Source organism: Williamsia sp., assembly GCF_016462415.1.
Taxonomy (GTDB): Bacteria; Actinomycetota; Actinomycetes; order Mycobacteriales; family Mycobacteriaceae; genus Williamsia_A.
Map to the genome: position 1 here is coordinate 88,411 of NZ_JAEMTF010000004.1, position 16,397 is coordinate 104,807.

The 16,397-nt window shown below is 67.2% G+C and carries 16 protein-coding genes; 12 read left to right on the forward strand and 4 right to left on the reverse strand.

What is annotated here, in order from left to right; translation table 11 throughout:
- Nucleotides 1-25: 25 nt before the first annotated feature.
- Nucleotides 26-1,213 (reverse strand): acyl-CoA dehydrogenase family protein, encoded by a 1,188-nt coding sequence (locus JHC79_RS02120; RefSeq protein ID WP_296388211.1) that lies wholly within the window; start codon nt 1,211-1,213, stop codon nt 26-28.
- A 140-nt stretch (nt 1,214-1,353) separates the two neighbouring features.
- On the opposite strand from JHC79_RS02120, the gene JHC79_RS02125 reads away from it, so the two are divergent.
- From JHC79_RS02125 to JHC79_RS02180, 12 genes are all read left to right on the forward strand, one after another.
- Entirely contained in the window at nt 1,354-1,542 is a 189-nt protein-coding gene (locus JHC79_RS02125) for a ferredoxin (RefSeq protein ID WP_188488725.1), read from the forward strand.
- 129 nt (nt 1,543-1,671) lie between these two features.
- Nucleotides 1,672-2,577 carry a 3-oxoacyl-ACP reductase gene (locus tag JHC79_RS02130; RefSeq protein WP_296388212.1) on the forward strand — a complete coding sequence of 302 codons (906 nt, stop codon included), beginning with the start codon at nt 1,672-1,674 and terminating at the stop codon, nt 2,575-2,577.
- Nucleotides 2,578-2,769: 192 nt separating this feature from the next.
- The gene (locus tag JHC79_RS02135) at nt 2,770-3,534 is read left to right on the forward strand and encodes an ABC transporter permease (protein ID WP_253661667.1); all 765 of its coding nucleotides are present in this window, start codon (nt 2,770-2,772) and stop codon (nt 3,532-3,534) included.
- A 3-nt stretch (nt 3,535-3,537) separates the two neighbouring features.
- The gene (locus JHC79_RS02140; protein ID WP_188488729.1) at nt 3,538-4,392 is read left to right on the forward strand and encodes an ABC transporter permease; all 855 of its coding nucleotides are present in this window, start codon (nt 3,538-3,540) and stop codon (nt 4,390-4,392) included.
- Between the two features lie 56 nt (nt 4,393-4,448).
- Nucleotides 4,449-5,573 carry an MCE family protein gene (locus tag JHC79_RS02145; RefSeq protein ID WP_296388235.1) on the forward strand — a complete coding sequence of 375 codons (1,125 nt, stop codon included), beginning with the start codon at nt 4,449-4,451 and terminating at the stop codon, nt 5,571-5,573.
- Nucleotides 5,566-6,636: an MCE family protein gene (locus tag JHC79_RS02150; RefSeq protein WP_296388213.1), complete on the forward strand. Its 1,071-nt coding sequence runs from the start codon at nt 5,566-5,568 to the stop codon at nt 6,634-6,636. The genes JHC79_RS02145 and JHC79_RS02150 overlap by 8 nt, the downstream gene beginning before the upstream one ends.
- Nucleotides 6,636-7,847 (forward strand): MCE family protein, encoded by a 1,212-nt coding sequence (locus JHC79_RS02155; RefSeq protein ID WP_296388236.1) that lies wholly within the window; start codon nt 6,636-6,638, stop codon nt 7,845-7,847. Before JHC79_RS02150 ends, JHC79_RS02155 begins: the two co-directional genes overlap by 1 nt.
- Nucleotides 7,847-9,112, forward strand: coding sequence for an MCE family protein (locus tag JHC79_RS02160; RefSeq protein ID WP_296388237.1), 1,266 nt, complete (start codon nt 7,847-7,849; stop codon nt 9,110-9,112). Before JHC79_RS02155 ends, JHC79_RS02160 begins: the two co-directional genes overlap by 1 nt.
- 20 nt (nt 9,113-9,132) lie before the next feature.
- Nucleotides 9,133-10,428, forward strand: a complete 1,296-nt coding sequence (locus JHC79_RS02165; RefSeq protein WP_296388238.1) for an MCE family protein — start codon at nt 9,133-9,135, stop codon at nt 10,426-10,428.
- A complete protein-coding gene (locus JHC79_RS02170; protein WP_296388214.1) occupies nt 10,425-11,843 on the forward strand; it encodes an MCE family protein in 1,419 nt (472 codons plus the stop codon). The genes JHC79_RS02165 and JHC79_RS02170 overlap by 4 nt, the downstream gene beginning before the upstream one ends.
- Entirely contained in the window at nt 11,810-12,733 is a 924-nt protein-coding gene (locus tag JHC79_RS02175) for a hypothetical protein (protein WP_296388215.1), read from the forward strand. Before JHC79_RS02170 ends, JHC79_RS02175 begins: the two co-directional genes overlap by 34 nt.
- Nucleotides 12,733-13,383, forward strand: coding sequence for a hypothetical protein (locus JHC79_RS02180; protein ID WP_296388216.1), 651 nt, complete (start codon nt 12,733-12,735; stop codon nt 13,381-13,383). Before JHC79_RS02175 ends, JHC79_RS02180 begins: the two co-directional genes overlap by 1 nt.
- Nucleotides 13,384-13,398: 15 nt before the next feature.
- Here JHC79_RS02180 and JHC79_RS02185 read toward each other — a convergent pair whose 3' ends face one another.
- From JHC79_RS02185 to JHC79_RS02195, 3 genes are all read right to left on the reverse strand, one after another.
- Nucleotides 13,399-13,932 carry an FKBP-type peptidyl-prolyl cis-trans isomerase gene (locus tag JHC79_RS02185; protein WP_296388217.1) on the reverse strand — a complete coding sequence of 178 codons (534 nt, stop codon included), beginning with the start codon at nt 13,930-13,932 and terminating at the stop codon, nt 13,399-13,401.
- A 72-nt stretch (nt 13,933-14,004) separates the two neighbouring features.
- Nucleotides 14,005-15,507, reverse strand: a complete 1,503-nt coding sequence (locus JHC79_RS02190; protein WP_296388218.1) for an aldehyde dehydrogenase — start codon at nt 15,505-15,507, stop codon at nt 14,005-14,007.
- 85 nt (nt 15,508-15,592) lie between these two features.
- Nucleotides 15,593-16,255 (reverse strand): LON peptidase substrate-binding domain-containing protein, encoded by a 663-nt coding sequence (locus JHC79_RS02195; RefSeq protein WP_296388219.1) that lies wholly within the window; start codon nt 16,253-16,255, stop codon nt 15,593-15,595.
- Between the last annotated feature and the right edge of the window lie 142 nt (nt 16,256-16,397).

The window sequence follows — 16,397 nt, forward strand, 5'->3', positions numbered from 1 at the left end:
TGTCGTACCTTTCGCGCCGCTGTGGTCAGCGCTTCTGGGGCGGTTGCCCGAGCGCGAGCATCGAGATGATGTCGCGTTGGATCTCGTTGGTGCCGCCGCCGAAGGTGAGGATCAGCGACGAGCGGTGGAAGCGTTCGAGACGACCCACGAGCTGGGCCCCGCTGCTCCCGCGGCGCAGCGTGGCCGTCGGCCCGACCACCTCCATGAGCAGCCGGTAGGCCTCGGTGGCGAACTCGGTCCCGAACACCTTGGTGGCCGATGCGTCGGCCGGGGAGGGGGAGCCGCCCTGGGTGGCTTCCGACGCGATGTTCCAGTTGATGAGCTTGAGGAATTCCACCTTGGCGTGCACCCGTGCGAGGTTGAGCTGGACCCACTCGGCGTCGATGACGCGCTGGCCCGTCCCGATCTTGGTGTCCTGCGCCCACTGCACCGTCTCGCGCAGTGCCTGCTGGATCGGTGCGGCGCTGCACAGCGCCACCCGCTCGTGGTTGAGCTGGTTGGTCACCAGCGGCCACCCGCCACCGAGTTCACCGACCACGGCGGTCTTGGGTACGCGGACGTCGGAGTAGTAGGTGGCGCTCGTGTCGACGCCGGCCATCGTGTGCACCGGTGTGTAGCTGAACCCCTCCGCGTCGGTGGGCACGATGAGCATGGAGATGCCCTTGTGCTTCTTCGCGTCCGGGTCGGTGCGGCACGCCAGCCAGATGTAGTCGGCGTACTGGATGAGGCTGGTCCACATCTTCTGGCCGTTGATGACGAAGTCGTCGCCGTCGGCCACCGCGGTGGTGCGCAGCGACGCGAGGTCGGTGCCTGCGCCGGGTTCGGAATAGCCGATGGCGAAGTGCAGCTCGCCCGCGGCGATCTTCGGCAGGAAGAACTTCTTCTGCTCGTCGGTGCCGAAGTTCATGATCGTCGGCGCCACCGAGTTGATGGTGAGGAACGGGACGGGGACCCCTGCGATCGCGGCCTCGTCGGTGAAGATCAGCTGGTCCATCATCGGACGGTTCTGGCCGCCGAACTCGGTGGGCCACCCGAGCGCGAGCCACCCGTCGCGACCCATCTGGGCGACCACCTCGCGGTACACGTCACCCTCGCCGACCTCGCCGGTGTCCGAGGCGAGTGCGGCTCGGCGCTCGGGCGTCATCAGGTCGGCGAAGTAGGTCCTCAGTTCACGACGGAGCTCTTCTTGGGACTCCGTATAGGCGATGCGCATCGATGCTCCATGAGACAATTCGACCCGAACGTTCCAACGACGTGCGGTGGCACGGGCGTCGCGTGGATCTGTAACACGTTCTAACCTGAATCAGGGAGCGCGTCAACCGGCGCCACGATCGAAGGGAGTGTGCATCAGGCATGCGCATCAAAGCTGATTTCGACCTCTGCGAGTCCAATGCGATCTGCGTCGGCATGGCGCCCGATGTTTTCGACCTCGACGACAACGATTACCTGGTGATTCTGCAGGAGGAGGTCCCCGAGGACCGCCTCGAGGAGATGCGCCAGGTGGTGGCCAACTGCCCGAAGGCGGCCCTCTCCATCGAGTGACGCCGACCTCCTGACGCCCTCTCCGCGCAGCCGGCGGCGAGACTTGACATCTCACCGGAATTAGAACAGGTTCTATCCAGAACCAGCCAGGTTGGAACCTGTTCCAGGGTGTGACGAGAGGTGACGGACGTGTCGGTGAGCTCGGGCAACGGAGATCTCGAGGGGCGGGTCGCGATCGTGACCGGCGCGGCGGCCGGTCTCGGTCGCGCCGAGGCGATCGGACTCGCCGAGTCCGGGGCGACGGTTGTCGTGAACGATCTCGCGAGCGCCCTCGACGCGAGCGATGTGGTCGACGAGATCACCGCCCGCGGTTCGAAGGCGGTCACCGTCGCCGGCGACATCTCCGACTCGGCCGTCGCGACCGAGCTGATGCGCACCGCGGTCGACGACCACGGGAGCCTCGACGTCGTGATGAGCAACGCCGGCGTCGTCCGCGACCGGATGCTGTTCAACATGAGCGACGACGAGTGGGACCTCGTCATCCGCGTCCATCTGCGCGGGCACTTCCTGCTCAACCGCAATGCTGCCGCGCACTGGCGGACGCTGTCCAAGGAGACCGGCGCCCCGGTGTTCGGCCGGCTGATCAACACCTCGTCGGAGGCCGGCCTGCTCGGGCCGGAGGGGCAGGCGAACTATGGCGCCGCCAAGGCGGGCATCACCTCGCTGACGCTCTCGGCCTCGCGGGTGCTGAGCCGCTACGGACCGACCGCGAACGCGATCTGCCCGCGCGCGCGCACCGCGATGACCGCCGCGGTCTTCGGCGAGGCGCCCGAGGGTGAGGTCGACCCGCTGTCGACCGATCACGTCGTCAGCCTCGTCCGGTTCCTCGCCGGTCCGGCCTCGGCCGCGGTGTCGGGGCAGGTCTTCGTGGTCTACGGCCCGAAGGTCACGCTGATGGCCGCGCCCGCCGTCGCCGAGACCTTCGTCGCACCTGGCGAGCAGTGGGATCATGACGCGCTGGCCGATCGACTCGGCGGTTACTTCGAGTCCCGCGACGCAGCAGTGACCTTCTCCGCATCGGATGCTCTCGCCTGATGACCTTCTCCACCAACTGGACGCATGGTAGGTTTCCTTGGTTCGCGAATCGTCGCAGGCCAGGGGTATCGCGGACGCAATCGGCGAAACGGCCGTGAGAGAAAATAGAACACGTTATAGTCGCTTCAATCCAGGCGGTGCGGGACCGGCCGGGCGTGTGGTCCGTTGTGCACCGTTGCGTGAGGAGAGTCGGTGAACGTTCGCCTTACGGCTCCCTTCGAGGGCGTCGGCGATTTCGTCGCACTGGCCGTGGCGACAGCACGTGAACTACCGCGCCGTCCGTTCCAGGCCCGCGAGACCATCGAGCAGTCCTGGGCCATCGCGCGGGTGTCGATGGTCCCCACGGTCCTGGTCGCCATCCCGTTCACCGTCCTGGTGAGTTTCACGCTCAACATCCTGCTGCGCGAGATCGGTGCGCAGGACCTGTCCGGCGCCGGCGCCGCCCTGGGCACCATCACCCAGATCGGTCCGATCGTCACCGTGCTGATCGTCGCAGGCGCGGGTGCCACGGCCATCTGTGCCGACCTCGGCGCCCGGACCATCCGCGAGGAGATCGACGCCCTCAAGGTTCTCGGCATCGACCCCATCCACCGACTCGTGGTGCCCCGGGTGATCGCGTCGACCGGCGTCGCTATCCTTCTCAACAGCCTCGTGTGCACGATCGGTCTCGGCGGCGGCTTCGTCTTCTCGGTCTATCTCCAAGACGTCAACCCCGGCGCGTTCATCGCCAACCTCACCCTGCTCACGGGGTTCGGTGAGTTGATGATCTCGATGATCAAGGCCGCACTGTTCGGCCTGTTCGCGGGGTTGGTCGGCTGCTATCGCGGTCTGAACGTCAAGGGTGGTGCGAAGGGTGTCGGTGACGCGGTCAACGAGACGGTCGTCTACTCCTTCATGGCGCTGTTCGTCGTCAACGTCGTCGTCACGGCGGTCGGTCTCAAAGCGACGGGCGGCTGAGTCATGGTCGTACCCGTTCCCTCCAGCGTCCGAATCCGCACCGCCCGTTCGGCGGGCCGCGTGAGCTCGGAATGGAACCGTATCGGTGACCAGGCGTTCTTCTACTGGGACAGCCTCATCAACATCCCCCGGGCGGTCCGCGCCTACAAGCGGGAGACGCTGCGCCTGATCGCCGAGATCAGCATGGGCACCGGTGCACTGGCCATGATCGGCGGCACCGTCGTCGTGGTCGGGTTCCTGACCCTGTTCACCGGCGGCACCATCGCCGTGCAGGGCTACAGCTCGCTGTCGAACATCGGCGTCGAGGTCCTGACCGGATTCTTCTCGGCCTTCATCAACGTCCGCATCGCGGTACCCGTCATCTCCGGGATCGCGCTGGCCGCCACCATCGGCGCCGGCGCGACCGCCCAGCTCGGCGCCATGCGCGTCAGCGAGGAGATCGACGCCCTGGAGTCGATGGCGATCTCGTCGATCCCGTATCTGGTGAGCACGCGCATCGTCGCCGGCCTCATCGCGATCATCCCGCTCTACGCGCTGGCCTCGGTCGCCTCGTTCCTGGCCAGTCGTTTCGCGACGGTGCTGATATACGGCCAGTCATCCGGCGTCTACGACCACTACTTCAACACCTTCCTCATACCCTCGGACATCCTGTGGTCGTTCGTGCAGGCGATCTGTATGGCCGTGGCGGTCATGATGATCCACACCTACTACGGCTACAACGCCTCCGGCGGCCCGGTCGGCGTCGGCATCGCGGTCGGCAACGCCGTGCGGACCTCGCTGGTCGTGGTCGTCGTCATCACCCTGCTGCTGTCCCTCGCCATCTATGGCGCCGACGGGAAATTCAACCTCTCGGGGTAGGCCAGAAGATGAGAACAGAACGCTCCAGTCTGAGCAAGAAGCTCGCCGCCACCGGTATGGTCGCCGCGATCGTCATCGTGTTCACCCTTGCGGTGATGCAGTTCTCCGGCAGCTTCCGCGACACCTCGCCGGTGACGCTCACCGCCGATCGGGCGGGTCTGGTGATGAACGCCGACGCCAAGGTGCGGCTGCGCGGCGTGGTCATCGGCCGTGTCGCGAGCATCGAGTCCGACGGCGATCGCGTGGAGCTCAAGCTCAACATGGACAGCGACCAGCTCCGCCGCGTGCCGGCCAACGTCACCGCGCAGATCCGCTCCAACACGGTGTTCGGTGCGAAGTCGGTCGATCTGGACATCCCCGCCGACCCGTCGACGGCGCGTCTGCGTTCCGGCGGCTCGATCTCCGCCGACCGGGTGCAGGTCGAGCTCAACACGGTGTTCCAGCGTCTGGTCGATGTCCTGGCCCAGGTGCAGCCGGACAAGCTCAACGCGACGCTCGGCGCCCTCGACACCGCGTTGTCGGGCCGCGGCGATCAGATCGGCAAGGGGCTCGAGGACCTCTCGACCCTGTTGGGGCGCACCAATCCGGTGCTCGACGACCTCAATCGGACCGTCGACGCCACCGCCACGGTCACCAACGTCTACGCCGATGTCTTCCCGGATCTGTCCCGGGTCGTCGACAACTTCACCCGCACGGGCAACACCCTCGTCGACAACTCCTCGAATCTCGATGCGCTGCTGGTGAACACGACCGGACTGGCCAACACGGTCAACGGGATCATCGCCCCGAAGAAGCAGACCGTGATGACGGCACTGTCGAACCTCGATCCGGTGTCGCAGCTGCTGGGGTACTACGCGCCGGGGCTGAGCTGCTTCCTCAAGGCGACCGCGGGCGCGGGCAAGAAGGCGCTCCCGATCTTCGGTGACAAGACCGGCTACATCTCGCTCAACGCCGGTGTCCTGCCCGGCAAGGAGCCCTACCGCTACCCCGAGGACCTGCCCAAGGTGAACGTCCAGGGGCCGCCGACCTGCGCCCTCGGACTGTCCGACATCAACGAGACCACCCACGCGCCGTTCTACGTGGGCGACACCGCCCCGCAGCCCTACCAGCCGCGCACCACCCCGAAGGCCGACCCGCGCAAGCTCTTCCAGATCATGTTCGGACCGGCACCCCGTGGCTAGGTCGACGGCCCGATCACGGGCATTCCGGAACACGTCGATCAAGTTGGGCAGCTTCGCGGTGGTGATGGTGCTGATCTTCGTGGCCCTCGTGGTGGTGTTCAGCCAGTACCGCTCGGGATCCACGAACGAGTACAAGGCCACGTTCGCCAACGCCTCGCAGCTGAAGTCGGGCAGCAAGGTGCGCATCGCCGGTGTCGAGGTCGGCACGGTCGGCGGGGTGTCGCTGACGCGGTCGAACACCGCGACCGTCGACTTCAGCGTGGACCGTCAGTACCGACTGCCGAAGTCGGTGCGCGCGATGATCCGCTACGAGAACCTGACCGGCGACCGGTTCGTCGAGATCGCCGAGGGCACCGGGGAACCGGGTGCCTTCCTGTCCGACGGCGGCACCATCCCCGAGTCGCAGACCGAGCCGGCGCTCGACCTCGACAAGCTGCTCGGCGGGTTCAAGCCGCTGTTCAAGACCCTGAACCCTGCCGAGGTCAACGAGCTGTCGTCGTCACTGATCCAGGTGTTCCAGGGTCAGGGACCCGCCCTGACCCAGTTGCTGCGGAGCACGGCGTCGTTCACCAACACCATCGCCGACCGCGATCAGCTCATCGGCGAGGTCATCGACAACCTCAACGGCACCCTGAAGACGATCGACGCCGACAAGGCGGGCTTCGACACCTCCCTCGACCGGCTGCAGCAGTTGATCTCCGGGCTCGCATCCCAGAAGGACTCGATCGGCGCCGCGGTGACCAACACCTCGCAGCTGACCAACGACCTCGCCGGACTGCTCGACACCACCCGCCCGGATCTGAAGAACATCGTCACCAGGACCGGCCAGGTGTCCGACCAGGTGCTCGGCGACGAGCCGTTCGTGCGTGGTCTGCTGCAACGCTTCCCGAGTGACTTCAAGGCGCTGAGCAACCTCGGCAGTTACGGTGCGTGGCTGCAGATCTGGCTGTGCCGCGTCGACATCTACTTCACCGGACCGGACCACAAGGAGATCGTCTACCGATCCCTCGACGACACCGGCAACAACGTCAACCCGGGCGGGAGGTGTGCGACCCCGAGATGATGGCCTCCATCAGTGACTTCTTGCGGGGCCGACGCGCCCCGAACCCCGCGTCGGCGACCGCCGACACCGCGCGCAGCGAAGGCCGCGGCGAACGCACGCGCGCCCAGATCGGCATCATCGGTGTCCTGGTGACGACGCTCGTCGTCATCGTCGCCCTGCAGGTCGACAAGCTGCCGTACCTGTCGGACGGCAGCATCTACACCACCTACTTCGACGACGCCGGCGGACTGAAAGACGGTGACGTCGTGGTGGTCTCGGGTGTCACCATCGGAACCGTCAAGGGCATCGGCCTGGCGAAGACGGACGCGGGGACCAAGGCCAAGATCACGTTCTCGATGAACGACACCGTCGTGGTCGGTACCGAGAGCCAGGCCTCGATCAAGACCGAGACGGTCCTCGGTCGACGGAACTTGACGTTGACCCCGCGGGGCAGTGGACGCCTCACGCCCGGCGACTCGATCCCGAACCGCAACACCATCTCGCCGTACTCGCTCACCGACGCCCTCGACGACACCACGACCTCGATCGCCGAGACCGACACCGGCCAGCTCAACGACGCGTTGAACACGCTCTCGGCGACGTTCGCCGGGACCCCGCGCGAGGTGCGGGGTGCGGTCGACGGGGTTGCGCGCCTGTCGAAGTCGATCGCCGACCGCGACGACGCCTTGACCTTGCTGCTGTCACGCGCCAAGGGCGTCACCGACGTGATCGCCAAGCGCAGCGGTCAGATCAACTCGCTGCTCGTCGACGCCAACTCGCTCCTGGGTGAACTGCAGGCCCGCCGGTTCGCCGTCGGACAACTCATCGTCGGCATCAAGGACGTCACCGCCGAGTTGAGCGGTTTCATCGCCGACAACAACGCCCAGCTCACCCCGGTGCTCGGCAAGCTCAACCGGGTGCTGAAAATCCTGCAGGACAACTCCGACAACCTGAAGCAGACCCTGGATCGCCTGGGTCCCTACGCCAACGTGCTCGGTGAGGCGGTGGCCAGCGGTCCGTACTTCTCCTCGCTCGTCGGTGTCCCGACGTTCGGCGACTACACGTCGGTGTTCCTGAACCTGTTGCAGCAGAAGTACCCCGAGGCGGCCAAGGCCCTGAGCTACACCGGCCTGCTCCCCCCGAAGGTGTTCCTGCGTCCCGATCAGGAGAGCGATCCCGACCGCTCGATCCCCGAGGTCGGCTCACCCAGAGACGGAAGCGGGGGCCGGTGATGGCACGGATCGGCAAGCGGACGTGGCAGGTGATCATCGCCGTGCTGCTGGTGATCGTGGTGGTCGTGGTCGCCTACCTCGGCTATCAGAAGGCCGTCTACAAGAGCTACACCGCCTACTTCACCGCCGTGAACGGGCTCTATCCCGGTGACCCGGTGCGGGTTCTGGGAGTCGATGTCGGCACGGTGAGCTCGGTGACCCCACGCTCGGCGGATGTGAAGGTCGCGTTCGAGGTGGACCGCGACACCGACGTCCCGCGCGACGTCTCCGCGGTCATCGTCGCCCAGAGCCTGGTCTCGGGCCGCTTCATCCAGCTCTCGCCTGTCTATTCGAACGGCCCACAGTTGGCGTCGGGCGCAGACATCCCGATGGACCGCACCGCGGTGCCGGTGGAATGGGACGACATCAAGAAGGAACTGACCCGCCTCACCGCCGCGGTGGGCCCCAAGGGCGCCGACGAGGGATCGGTCGCGCGCCTCGTCGACACCGCCGACGCGAACCTCAACGGCAACGGTGCCGCCATCCGCGAGTCGGTGAAGCAGTTGTCGGATCTGTCGGCGACGTTGGCCGACAACCGTGGTGACCTCTTCGGCACCATCCGGAACCTCCAGTCGCTGACCGGCGCGTTGGAGAAGAGCCACGAGGAACTGGTGCAGTTCAACGGGCGGATCGCCTCGGTGAGTCAGGTGTTGGCCGACAACACCGAGAACCTCAACGGTGCTCTGACGAACCTGGATTCGGCGCTGACCGACGTGAAGAACTTCATCGACACCAACGGCAAGTCGCTCACCGAGTCGGTGCAGCGCCTCTCCGACGTCACCTCGACTCTCGCGCAGAAGGACTCACAGATCCGCGATCTGCTGCACTCCGCGCCCACGCAGCTGAGCAACTTCTACAACATCTACAACCCGTTGACGGGGTCGCTGAGCGGCATCTTCGGTCTCGGCCAGTTCGGTAACCTCATCGACCTCCTGTGCGGCACCTTGGCCGCCAACGACCGACCCGGCACCGGTCAGGCCGATGTCTCCAAGTGCGTCGACATCCTCGGCCCGATCATCTCGACGATCTCGGTCAACTACCCACCGGCACTGATCAACCCGGTGACCGGCATCAACGCCCGGTCCAACCAGATCCAGTACCAGGACTCGAGCGTCCGGGCGCGGGCCAAGCAGGGCATCGTCGACCAGGACGCGCAGACCCGGAAGTCCTACGGTGGCAACGTCGGACTGGCCAACCTCCTCGTGCCGTTCGGGGGTCAGAACTGATGCGCCGGGTGTCGGTTGTGATGCGGCGTCCGCGCACCATCGCGGTGGCGGCGATGTCGGCGGCCGTCCTCACGGTGTCGGGGTGTGGGTTCCAGGGCCTCAACTCGCTGCCGGTCCCGGGCGCGCAAGGGACGGGCGACGGGTCCTACGAGATCACCGCGCTCATCCCCAACGCCGCGAACCTGGTGCAGAACGCGCCGGTGCTGATGAACGACGCGACCGTGGGCAGCGTCGGCAAGATCTCGGTGCGCAACTGGAAGGCGCTCGTCACCATCCGCCTGGACAAGGGCACGCAGGTGCCCAACGGGTCGCACGTGATGGTCGGGCTCACCAGCGTGCTCGGTTCGCTCAACCTGCAGGTGGTCCAGCCGGACAAGCCCACCGGCGGGATGATGAAGGCCGGGCAGGAGATCCCGCTGACAGCCTGCCCGGAGCAGGACAACATCGAGACCCCGTCGAATGTCACCCCGGTGGCCGACATCAACTCCGCGCAGCAGGTGGCGCAGTGCACCTATCCCACGGTCGAGCAGGTGCTGAGCTCACTGTCGGTGGTCCTCAACGGCGGTGGGTTGTCGCAGATCGGTGACGTCGTCCACGAGCTCAACGACACCCTGGCCGGCAGGCAGGACGTCATCCGCAACCTCGTCCCGCGTCTGAACACCCTCGTGTCGGACCTGGACAAGCAACGGGCGAACATCATCTCGGCCGTCGAGGGTCTGGACCGGTTGAGCCGCAACTTCAACGAGCAGTCGCCGACCATCGAGCGCGCACTCGACGACGGACCCAAGATCCTCAAACTCCTGGTCGATCAGCGGGTGAACCTGACCGATGCGCTGGCCTCGGTGGGCCGCCTGAGCCGGACGACCGACGACATCCTGCAGGCCAACGGCGAGAACATCGAGACGATCGTGCGGAACCTGTCGCCGGTCCTCGACCAACTCCAGGACAGCGGGACGTCGCTGACGCAGTCGCTGAACATCCTCGTGACGTTCCCGTTCGCGGAGTCGGTGATCCCCAAGATCGTGAAGGGCGACTACGTGAACGCGGTCATCAACCTGGACCTGACGAACGGCCGACTCGGCCGCGGTGCCTTCGCGAGCCTGGGAGCGGGTGCGCCCGCCGCCGTCTACGGACCCGAGGCGGTACTGGGCACCTCGGCGGGTGCCGCCAAGCGTGGGGCCAACCCGTTCACCGCACCGCTGACCGATGGGGACGACGGCGCCGCCGCCACGAAGGCTCCGACGACGACCACACCGAAATCCGCCACACCGAGAACCGCCGCGCCGAAGACCACCACACCGAAGGCGGGCCGATGACCATCTCCCGCTTCGTCCGCATCCAGCTGATCATCTTCTCGATCGTCACCGTGGTCTCCCTGGTCGCGGTCGGCATCTTCTACATCCAGGTCCCGGCACTGTTCGGGGTCGGTCGGTACACGGTGAAGGTGGACCTGCCGAGCACCGGCGGGATCTACCAGAACGCCAACGTCACCTACCGCGGCGTCACGGTCGGCAAGGTCGAGTCGGTCACGTTGACCTCGGCCGGTGTCCGGGCCACGCTGTCCATCGACAGCGACCGCAAGATCCCGCAGTCGTCGAGTGCGTCGGTGCAGAGCGTCTCCGCCGTCGGCGAGCAGTTCGTGCAGTTCACCCCCAACCCGGACAGCAGCGACCGCGGCAACCTGGTGAACGGATCGGTGGTCCGCAACGGCACTGTGCCGGTGGAGGTCTCGACCCTGCTCGACCAGACCAACGCGCTGCTCGCCAAGGTGCAGTCCACCAAGCTGCGGCGGGTGATGAACGAGGCGTTCAACGCGTTCAACGGCTCCGGTGAGGACCTGCAGCGTCTGCTCGACTCGCTCACCCTGTTCGCCGACGAGGCCAACAAGAACTCCGATCAGACGGTCGCACTGATCGAACAGGCCGCGCCGCTGCTGGAGACACAGACCGCGACGGTCGGCGCGATCCGACAGTGGACGTCGAACGTGGCGCAGGTGACCGACCAGATCCGGGCCAACGACCCGGAACTGCGCGACATCCTCAGCAAGGGCCCCGGCACGGCGAACCAGGCGCAGGAACTGTTCGCGTCGATGGACCAGACGCTGCCGCTGCTGTTCGACAACCTCGCCACCGCGGGTCGGACCCTGGCGGTGTACCTGCCGAATTTGCAGCAGGTCATGGTGCTCTACCCGCGACTGATCCAGGCCCTCATCACCGCGATCAACACCGAGGATCCGCGCAAGGGCGCCAATGTCGACTTCGCGCTGGGATTCCAGGACCCCGGTACGTGCACGGTGGGCTTCCTGCCCGCGTCGGAGCGACGCCCGGCGTCGGTGACGACCGCGCGGGACCTGCCGCCCGGACTGCTCTGTCGGGTCCCGCAGGACTCCAACGTCGGCGTACGCGGGGCCCGGAACTTCCCGTGTGCGGAGTTCCCGGGTCGCCGGGCGGCCACCCCGGCCGAGTGTGCGACCGGCTACAAGCCGCTGGCCGAGAACGTTCCGTTCCCGCAGGGCCTGCCCGGAGTGCAGAACCTGCCCAACGGTCAGCTCACGCCGGCCACCCCGTCGTCGTTCGACGGAACGCCCGCGGTCTACGGCGCGGCGTACGATCCGGTGTCGGGGGATGCGATCGGGCCGGACGGCAAGACCTACAACGTCGGGTCCGCAGACGGCGCCGCGCAAGGAGGAACCGCCACATGGCAGGGCCTGATCACGGGAACAGTGAAGTGACGCCGGACGTCGCGAAGTCGGTGCCGCGGGGTTCCGCGCGCCGTCGTGTCCGCCGGCCGGCCGGCCCACCGGCGGGCGACGGGACCGCGGCACGGCCCATCTCGGTGCCCACCGGCCCGCGCGCGAACCAGCCGGTCCCGCGGAAGACGGCACCGATCAAGCAGATCCGTCGCGCGAAGCCGAAGCCGTCGCCGGTCGCCGAGCAGCCCGAACCGGTTGATCTGCAGAAGAACTCACCGACCGACGCCGGGGACGCCACGTCACCGGAGGCCTCGCCGCAACGGTCCGGTGCCGCGATGTCCTACCGCGAGCGTCGTCGCGCGGGGTCGCCGGGCGCCGACGGCGGACGGGTGGTCAAGAAGAGAGCGGACCGTTCTCGTCTCGGTGTCGCCCTCGCGGCTGTCGTCGCGGGCGTGCTCGTCGTCGGACTGGTGGTGGCCTCGGTGCTGTTCGCCATGGGCACCAACCGGATCGACGATCGCGCAGCGCAGCGCGCGCAGTACTCGGCGTTCGCGCGTCAGATGATCGTGAACCTGACGTCGTTGAGCCCCACCACGATCGACCAGGTGACCAACACCTTCGAGACCAAGACCAGCGGCAAGGCGCTCGAGCAGCTGCAGCAGTCGTTGCAGCAGACCACCGACCTCGTGAAGTCGCAGGGGGTCACCACGAAGGGGACGATCCTGTCCGACGCGGTCGTCGACAGCGACGCCGACTCGGCGACGGTGATGTTGGTGTCGGGCTGGACGATGAACACCCCGCCGCCGGCCGCGGGGGCCACGCCACCCCCGGCTGATCAGGGGCCGGTGGTGCAGACGTTCCGGTGGAAGATGTCCATCACGATGATCAACGGGGACATGAAGATGACCGACATCGAGTGGGTCACGTGATGGCCGCCTCGACGAGCGTCTGGAAGTCCACGCGTGTCCGCATCGTCGGTGCCGTGATGGTGGTGCTGCTCCTGGCGGCTGCGGTCGCCGCGACCGTCCTCGGTCTGCGCTACGCCGGATCCAGCTCCGACGAGGACGCCCGCTCCGCGGCGCTGGACGCCGGAAAGCGCTACGCCTCGGTGATGTTCGGCTTCACCCCGGCTGATGTCGACAAGAACGTGGCGCAGGCGAAAGCCGCGCTCGTCGGGAATGCGCGCACGACCTACGACGGCATCATGGCGAGCAGCGACCTGTCGGCCGAGGTCAAGAAGCAGAACGTGCGCTCGGCGGTGTCGATCCAGGAAGCCGGCGTCGTCTCGAGTAACGGCGACCGTGCCGTCGTGCTGATCTTCATGAACCAGTCGGTGACCCGCGGTCAGACCGAGCTGGTCCGCGTCGAACCCAGTCGGGTGCAGTACTCGATGCGCAAGTCGGGTGATCGGTGGGTCATCGACGACATCCAGGTCATCACCGACAACTCCCTGCGCGACAAGCTGCATCTGGGACCGGCGCCGTCGACGGCCGCGACTCCGAGTGTCACACCCCCCGCGCCCGGCACCTCCGAGAACTCGGTTGCGCCGGTACCCACGAGCTCGGCACCGGCGCCCTGACGCGAGTCGAGTGACTCAGCTGATGCTGACGAGGTCGACCACGAAGACGAGAGTGGAGCCGCCGGGGATCGGACCGCTGGTCTGGTCGCCGTACCCGAGTGCCGGCGGGATCACGATCTCGCGTCGTCCGCCGATCTTCATGCCGACGATGCCCTGTGCGAAGCCCGGGACGACACCGCTGAGCGGGAACTCGACCGGATCGCTGCCGCTCTTCCAGGACGCGTCGAACTTGGTGCCGTCGGAGTACAGCACGCCGGTGTAGCGGACGTTGACGGTGTCGCTGGCGACGGCGGTCTTGCCGTTGCCCGGAACGAGGTCGGCGGTCTTCAGCTCGGTCGGCGGGTTGGTGCCACCGGCCGCGATGGTGGGTTCTTTCGTCAGGTCCGTCGCGTTCGCGGTGACCGCCGGGATCCCACCCTCGGCCGCCACGGCGGCGGAACTCGTCGACGACGATGTGTCCGACGAGTCGGAGTCACCGCATGCGGCAGTGAGACCCACCGCCACGCACAGGGCCAGAACGGAACTCGAGATCTTCAGACTGCGACGCACGGGGGATCACTTTCGACGGGGACGATGGTCGTACCCAAACTACGTGTTCACCCCGTGCGCACAGTGGGGGGATCAGACCTGTGGGGTGTAGCCCATGGGCAGGATGATCGACTTGTGCTCCAGGTAGGACTCCAGGCCCTCCTTGCCGTTCTCGCGGCCGATCCCGGAGTTCTTGTAACCGCCGAACGGCGAGCCCGGGTCGATGGCGTAGAAGTTGATGCCCATCGTGCCGGTACGGATCCGGCCGGCGAGCTCGATGCCCCGTTCCACGTCCGCGGTCCAGATCGCGCCGGCCAGACCGTATTCCGAGTCGTTGGCGATGGCGACGGCCTCGTCGACGGTGTCGTAGTCGATGATCGAGAGCACCGGACCGAAGATCTCCTCCTGGGCGATGGTCATGTCGTTGGTGACGCCGGTGAACACGGTCGGGCTCAGGAAGTAGCCCGAGTCGAGCCCCTCGGGACGGCCGCCGTCCAGGGCCAGGGTTGCCCCCTGTTCGGTGCCACTGCGGATGTAGCCCTCGATCTTGTCCCGCTGGTTCTCGGTGATGATCGGTCCGAGTCGTGCCTCGGGATCGCCGGGGAGCCCGGGGGTCATGGCCGACGCGGCGTCGACGATTGCGCTGACGATCTCGTCGTGGCGTGACCGGGGGACCAGGATGCGGGTCTGGGCCACGCACGCCTGACCGGTGTTGAACAGGCCGAAGAACGCGAGCATCGGTGCGATCTCGGCCGGGTTGGCGTCGTCGAGCACGATGGCGGCCGACTTGCCGCCGAGTTCGAGTTGGCAGCGCTTCAGCAGCTCGCCGCAGCGTCCGCCGATGACGCGGCCCGCGGCCGTCGACCCGGTGAAGGTGATCTTGTCGACCTCCGGGTGCTCGACCAGGGCCTTGCCGGTCTCGACGCCACCGGTCACGACCGACAGCACGCCCTCGGGAACACCCGCCTCCTCGAAGATGGCCATCAGGTAGAGCGCGCTGATGGGCGTCTCCGGTGCCGGTTTGAGCACCACCGAGCATCCCGCCGCCAACGCCGGACCGACCTTGTTGCACAGCAGGAACAGCGGGACGTTCCACGCGGTGATCGCGCCGACCACACCGACGGCCTCGCGCTCGATCCGCGTCGTCCCGAAGATGCCGGTGCGGTGCTCGACCCACGGATAATCGCGGGCCGCCGTGGCGTACGCCCGGAGCACGCCGGTTCCGGGGAGTTGCTGGAGCATGCCCACGTCACTGGGCATGGCGCCCATCTCCGCCGACACGAGTGCCTGGATGGCGTCTCCGCGTTCGTCGATCAGGGCGGCGACGCGGTCGAGGACATCGGCCCGCTCGGATGCCGGACGCTCGCTCCAGACGCCGGAGTCGAAGGCCGCGCGGGCGGCGGCGACGGCGGTGTCGACGTCGGTGGCGTCACCGTGTGGAGCGCTGCCGACGCGCACCCCGGTGGCGGGGGAGAAGACCTCGAGCACGTCGGTGGAGTGCGGTGCCTCCCACCGTCCGCCGATGTAGAGCTTGTCGTAGTCGTACGAGCCGGTGTCCGCGGTGTCGGGGGCGGCGGTGTCGACGGTGTCGGTCATTGGGTGCTCCAGTGCAGTTGGCGTGGTCCCTGTCACACCAATACTAGAACAGGTTCCAATTTTGCCAACCCCTTCGGCAGGTGGATCAGTCGAGCAGCTGGAACTGGATGGCCGCGGTCACCGACTCGACGGCCTCGGCCAGCACCCCGATCCGCTCCTGAGCCGACGGCGCGGCGAGAATCGCGTACCGATCGGCCTGACCCAGGGGCACCTGGCCGGCCCATCGGTAGGCCCGATCGACGTCGCCGTAGACGGTGTCGTCGAACTGCGCCTCGGTACGTCCGGCCATACGAACCAGCTCGAACAGGGCGCGGATGTCCTCGGCGACCTCGGCGTACAGGGACTCGAGGGACGCCTCTTCCAAGGCGGTCACGGTCTCGTCGGGAAACGGCTCGACCGTGGCCATCGGGTAGGGGTCGTCGGGCAGCCACTCCTGCACCCGCAGACGCTCGGCGCCGACGCAGCGGAGCAACGCCCGGCCGTCCTCCTTGATGTGGTGCTCGACGATCGTCGCCTCGGTGGCGACCATGTGCCGTTCGTCGCCGCCACCCAGTTCTCGACCCCGCGCGATCAGCACGACGCCGAACGAGGGTTCGGGGGCTTCGAGACAGGCCGCGAGCATCTCGCGATAACGCGGCTCGAAGATCTGTAGCGGCAGGATCTCGCCGGGCAGCAACGCCATGCCGAGCGGGAACATGGGAAGCGGCGTCCCGGAGGGCGCAGCCGCCTCTCCGGAAGGTTCTGCCATGTCGTCAACGGTAGCGGCGCCGGGCGGATTCGGCCAGGCGTCCTGCGCGGCACGACCCGCGTCAGCGCACCATTCGATTTTCGGTGATCCGCCAACGCTCGAACCAGTTCGTGGTGCCGTCCTCGACGAAGCCGTGCTTGCG

Coding starts and splice junctions, on each gene's coding strand:
- JHC79_RS02170 (WP_296388214.1), top strand. CDS start 10,425: ATGACCATCTCCCGCTTCGTCCGCATCCAGCTGATCATCTTCTCGATC.
- JHC79_RS02160 (WP_296388237.1), top strand. CDS start 7,847: ATGGCACGGATCGGCAAGCGGACGTGGCAGGTGATCATCGCCGTGCTG.
- JHC79_RS02190 (WP_296388218.1), bottom strand. CDS start 15,507: ATGACCGACACCGTCGACACCGCCGCCCCCGACACCGCGGACACCGGC.
- JHC79_RS02195 (WP_296388219.1), bottom strand. CDS start 16,255: ATGGCAGAACCTTCCGGAGAGGCGGCTGCGCCCTCCGGGACGCCGCTT.
- JHC79_RS02165 (WP_296388238.1), top strand. CDS start 9,133: ATGCGGCGTCCGCGCACCATCGCGGTGGCGGCGATGTCGGCGGCCGTC.
- JHC79_RS02120 (WP_296388211.1), bottom strand. CDS start 1,213: ATGCGCATCGCCTATACGGAGTCCCAAGAAGAGCTCCGTCGTGAACTG.
- JHC79_RS02125 (WP_188488725.1), top strand. CDS start 1,354: ATGCGCATCAAAGCTGATTTCGACCTCTGCGAGTCCAATGCGATCTGC.
- JHC79_RS02155 (WP_296388236.1), top strand. CDS start 6,636: ATGGCCTCCATCAGTGACTTCTTGCGGGGCCGACGCGCCCCGAACCCC.
- JHC79_RS02180 (WP_296388216.1), top strand. CDS start 12,733: ATGGCCGCCTCGACGAGCGTCTGGAAGTCCACGCGTGTCCGCATCGTC.
- JHC79_RS02175 (WP_296388215.1), top strand. CDS start 11,810: ATGGCAGGGCCTGATCACGGGAACAGTGAAGTGACGCCGGACGTCGCG.
- JHC79_RS02145 (WP_296388235.1), top strand. CDS start 4,449: ATGGTCGCCGCGATCGTCATCGTGTTCACCCTTGCGGTGATGCAGTTC.
- JHC79_RS02140 (WP_188488729.1), top strand. CDS start 3,538: ATGGTCGTACCCGTTCCCTCCAGCGTCCGAATCCGCACCGCCCGTTCG.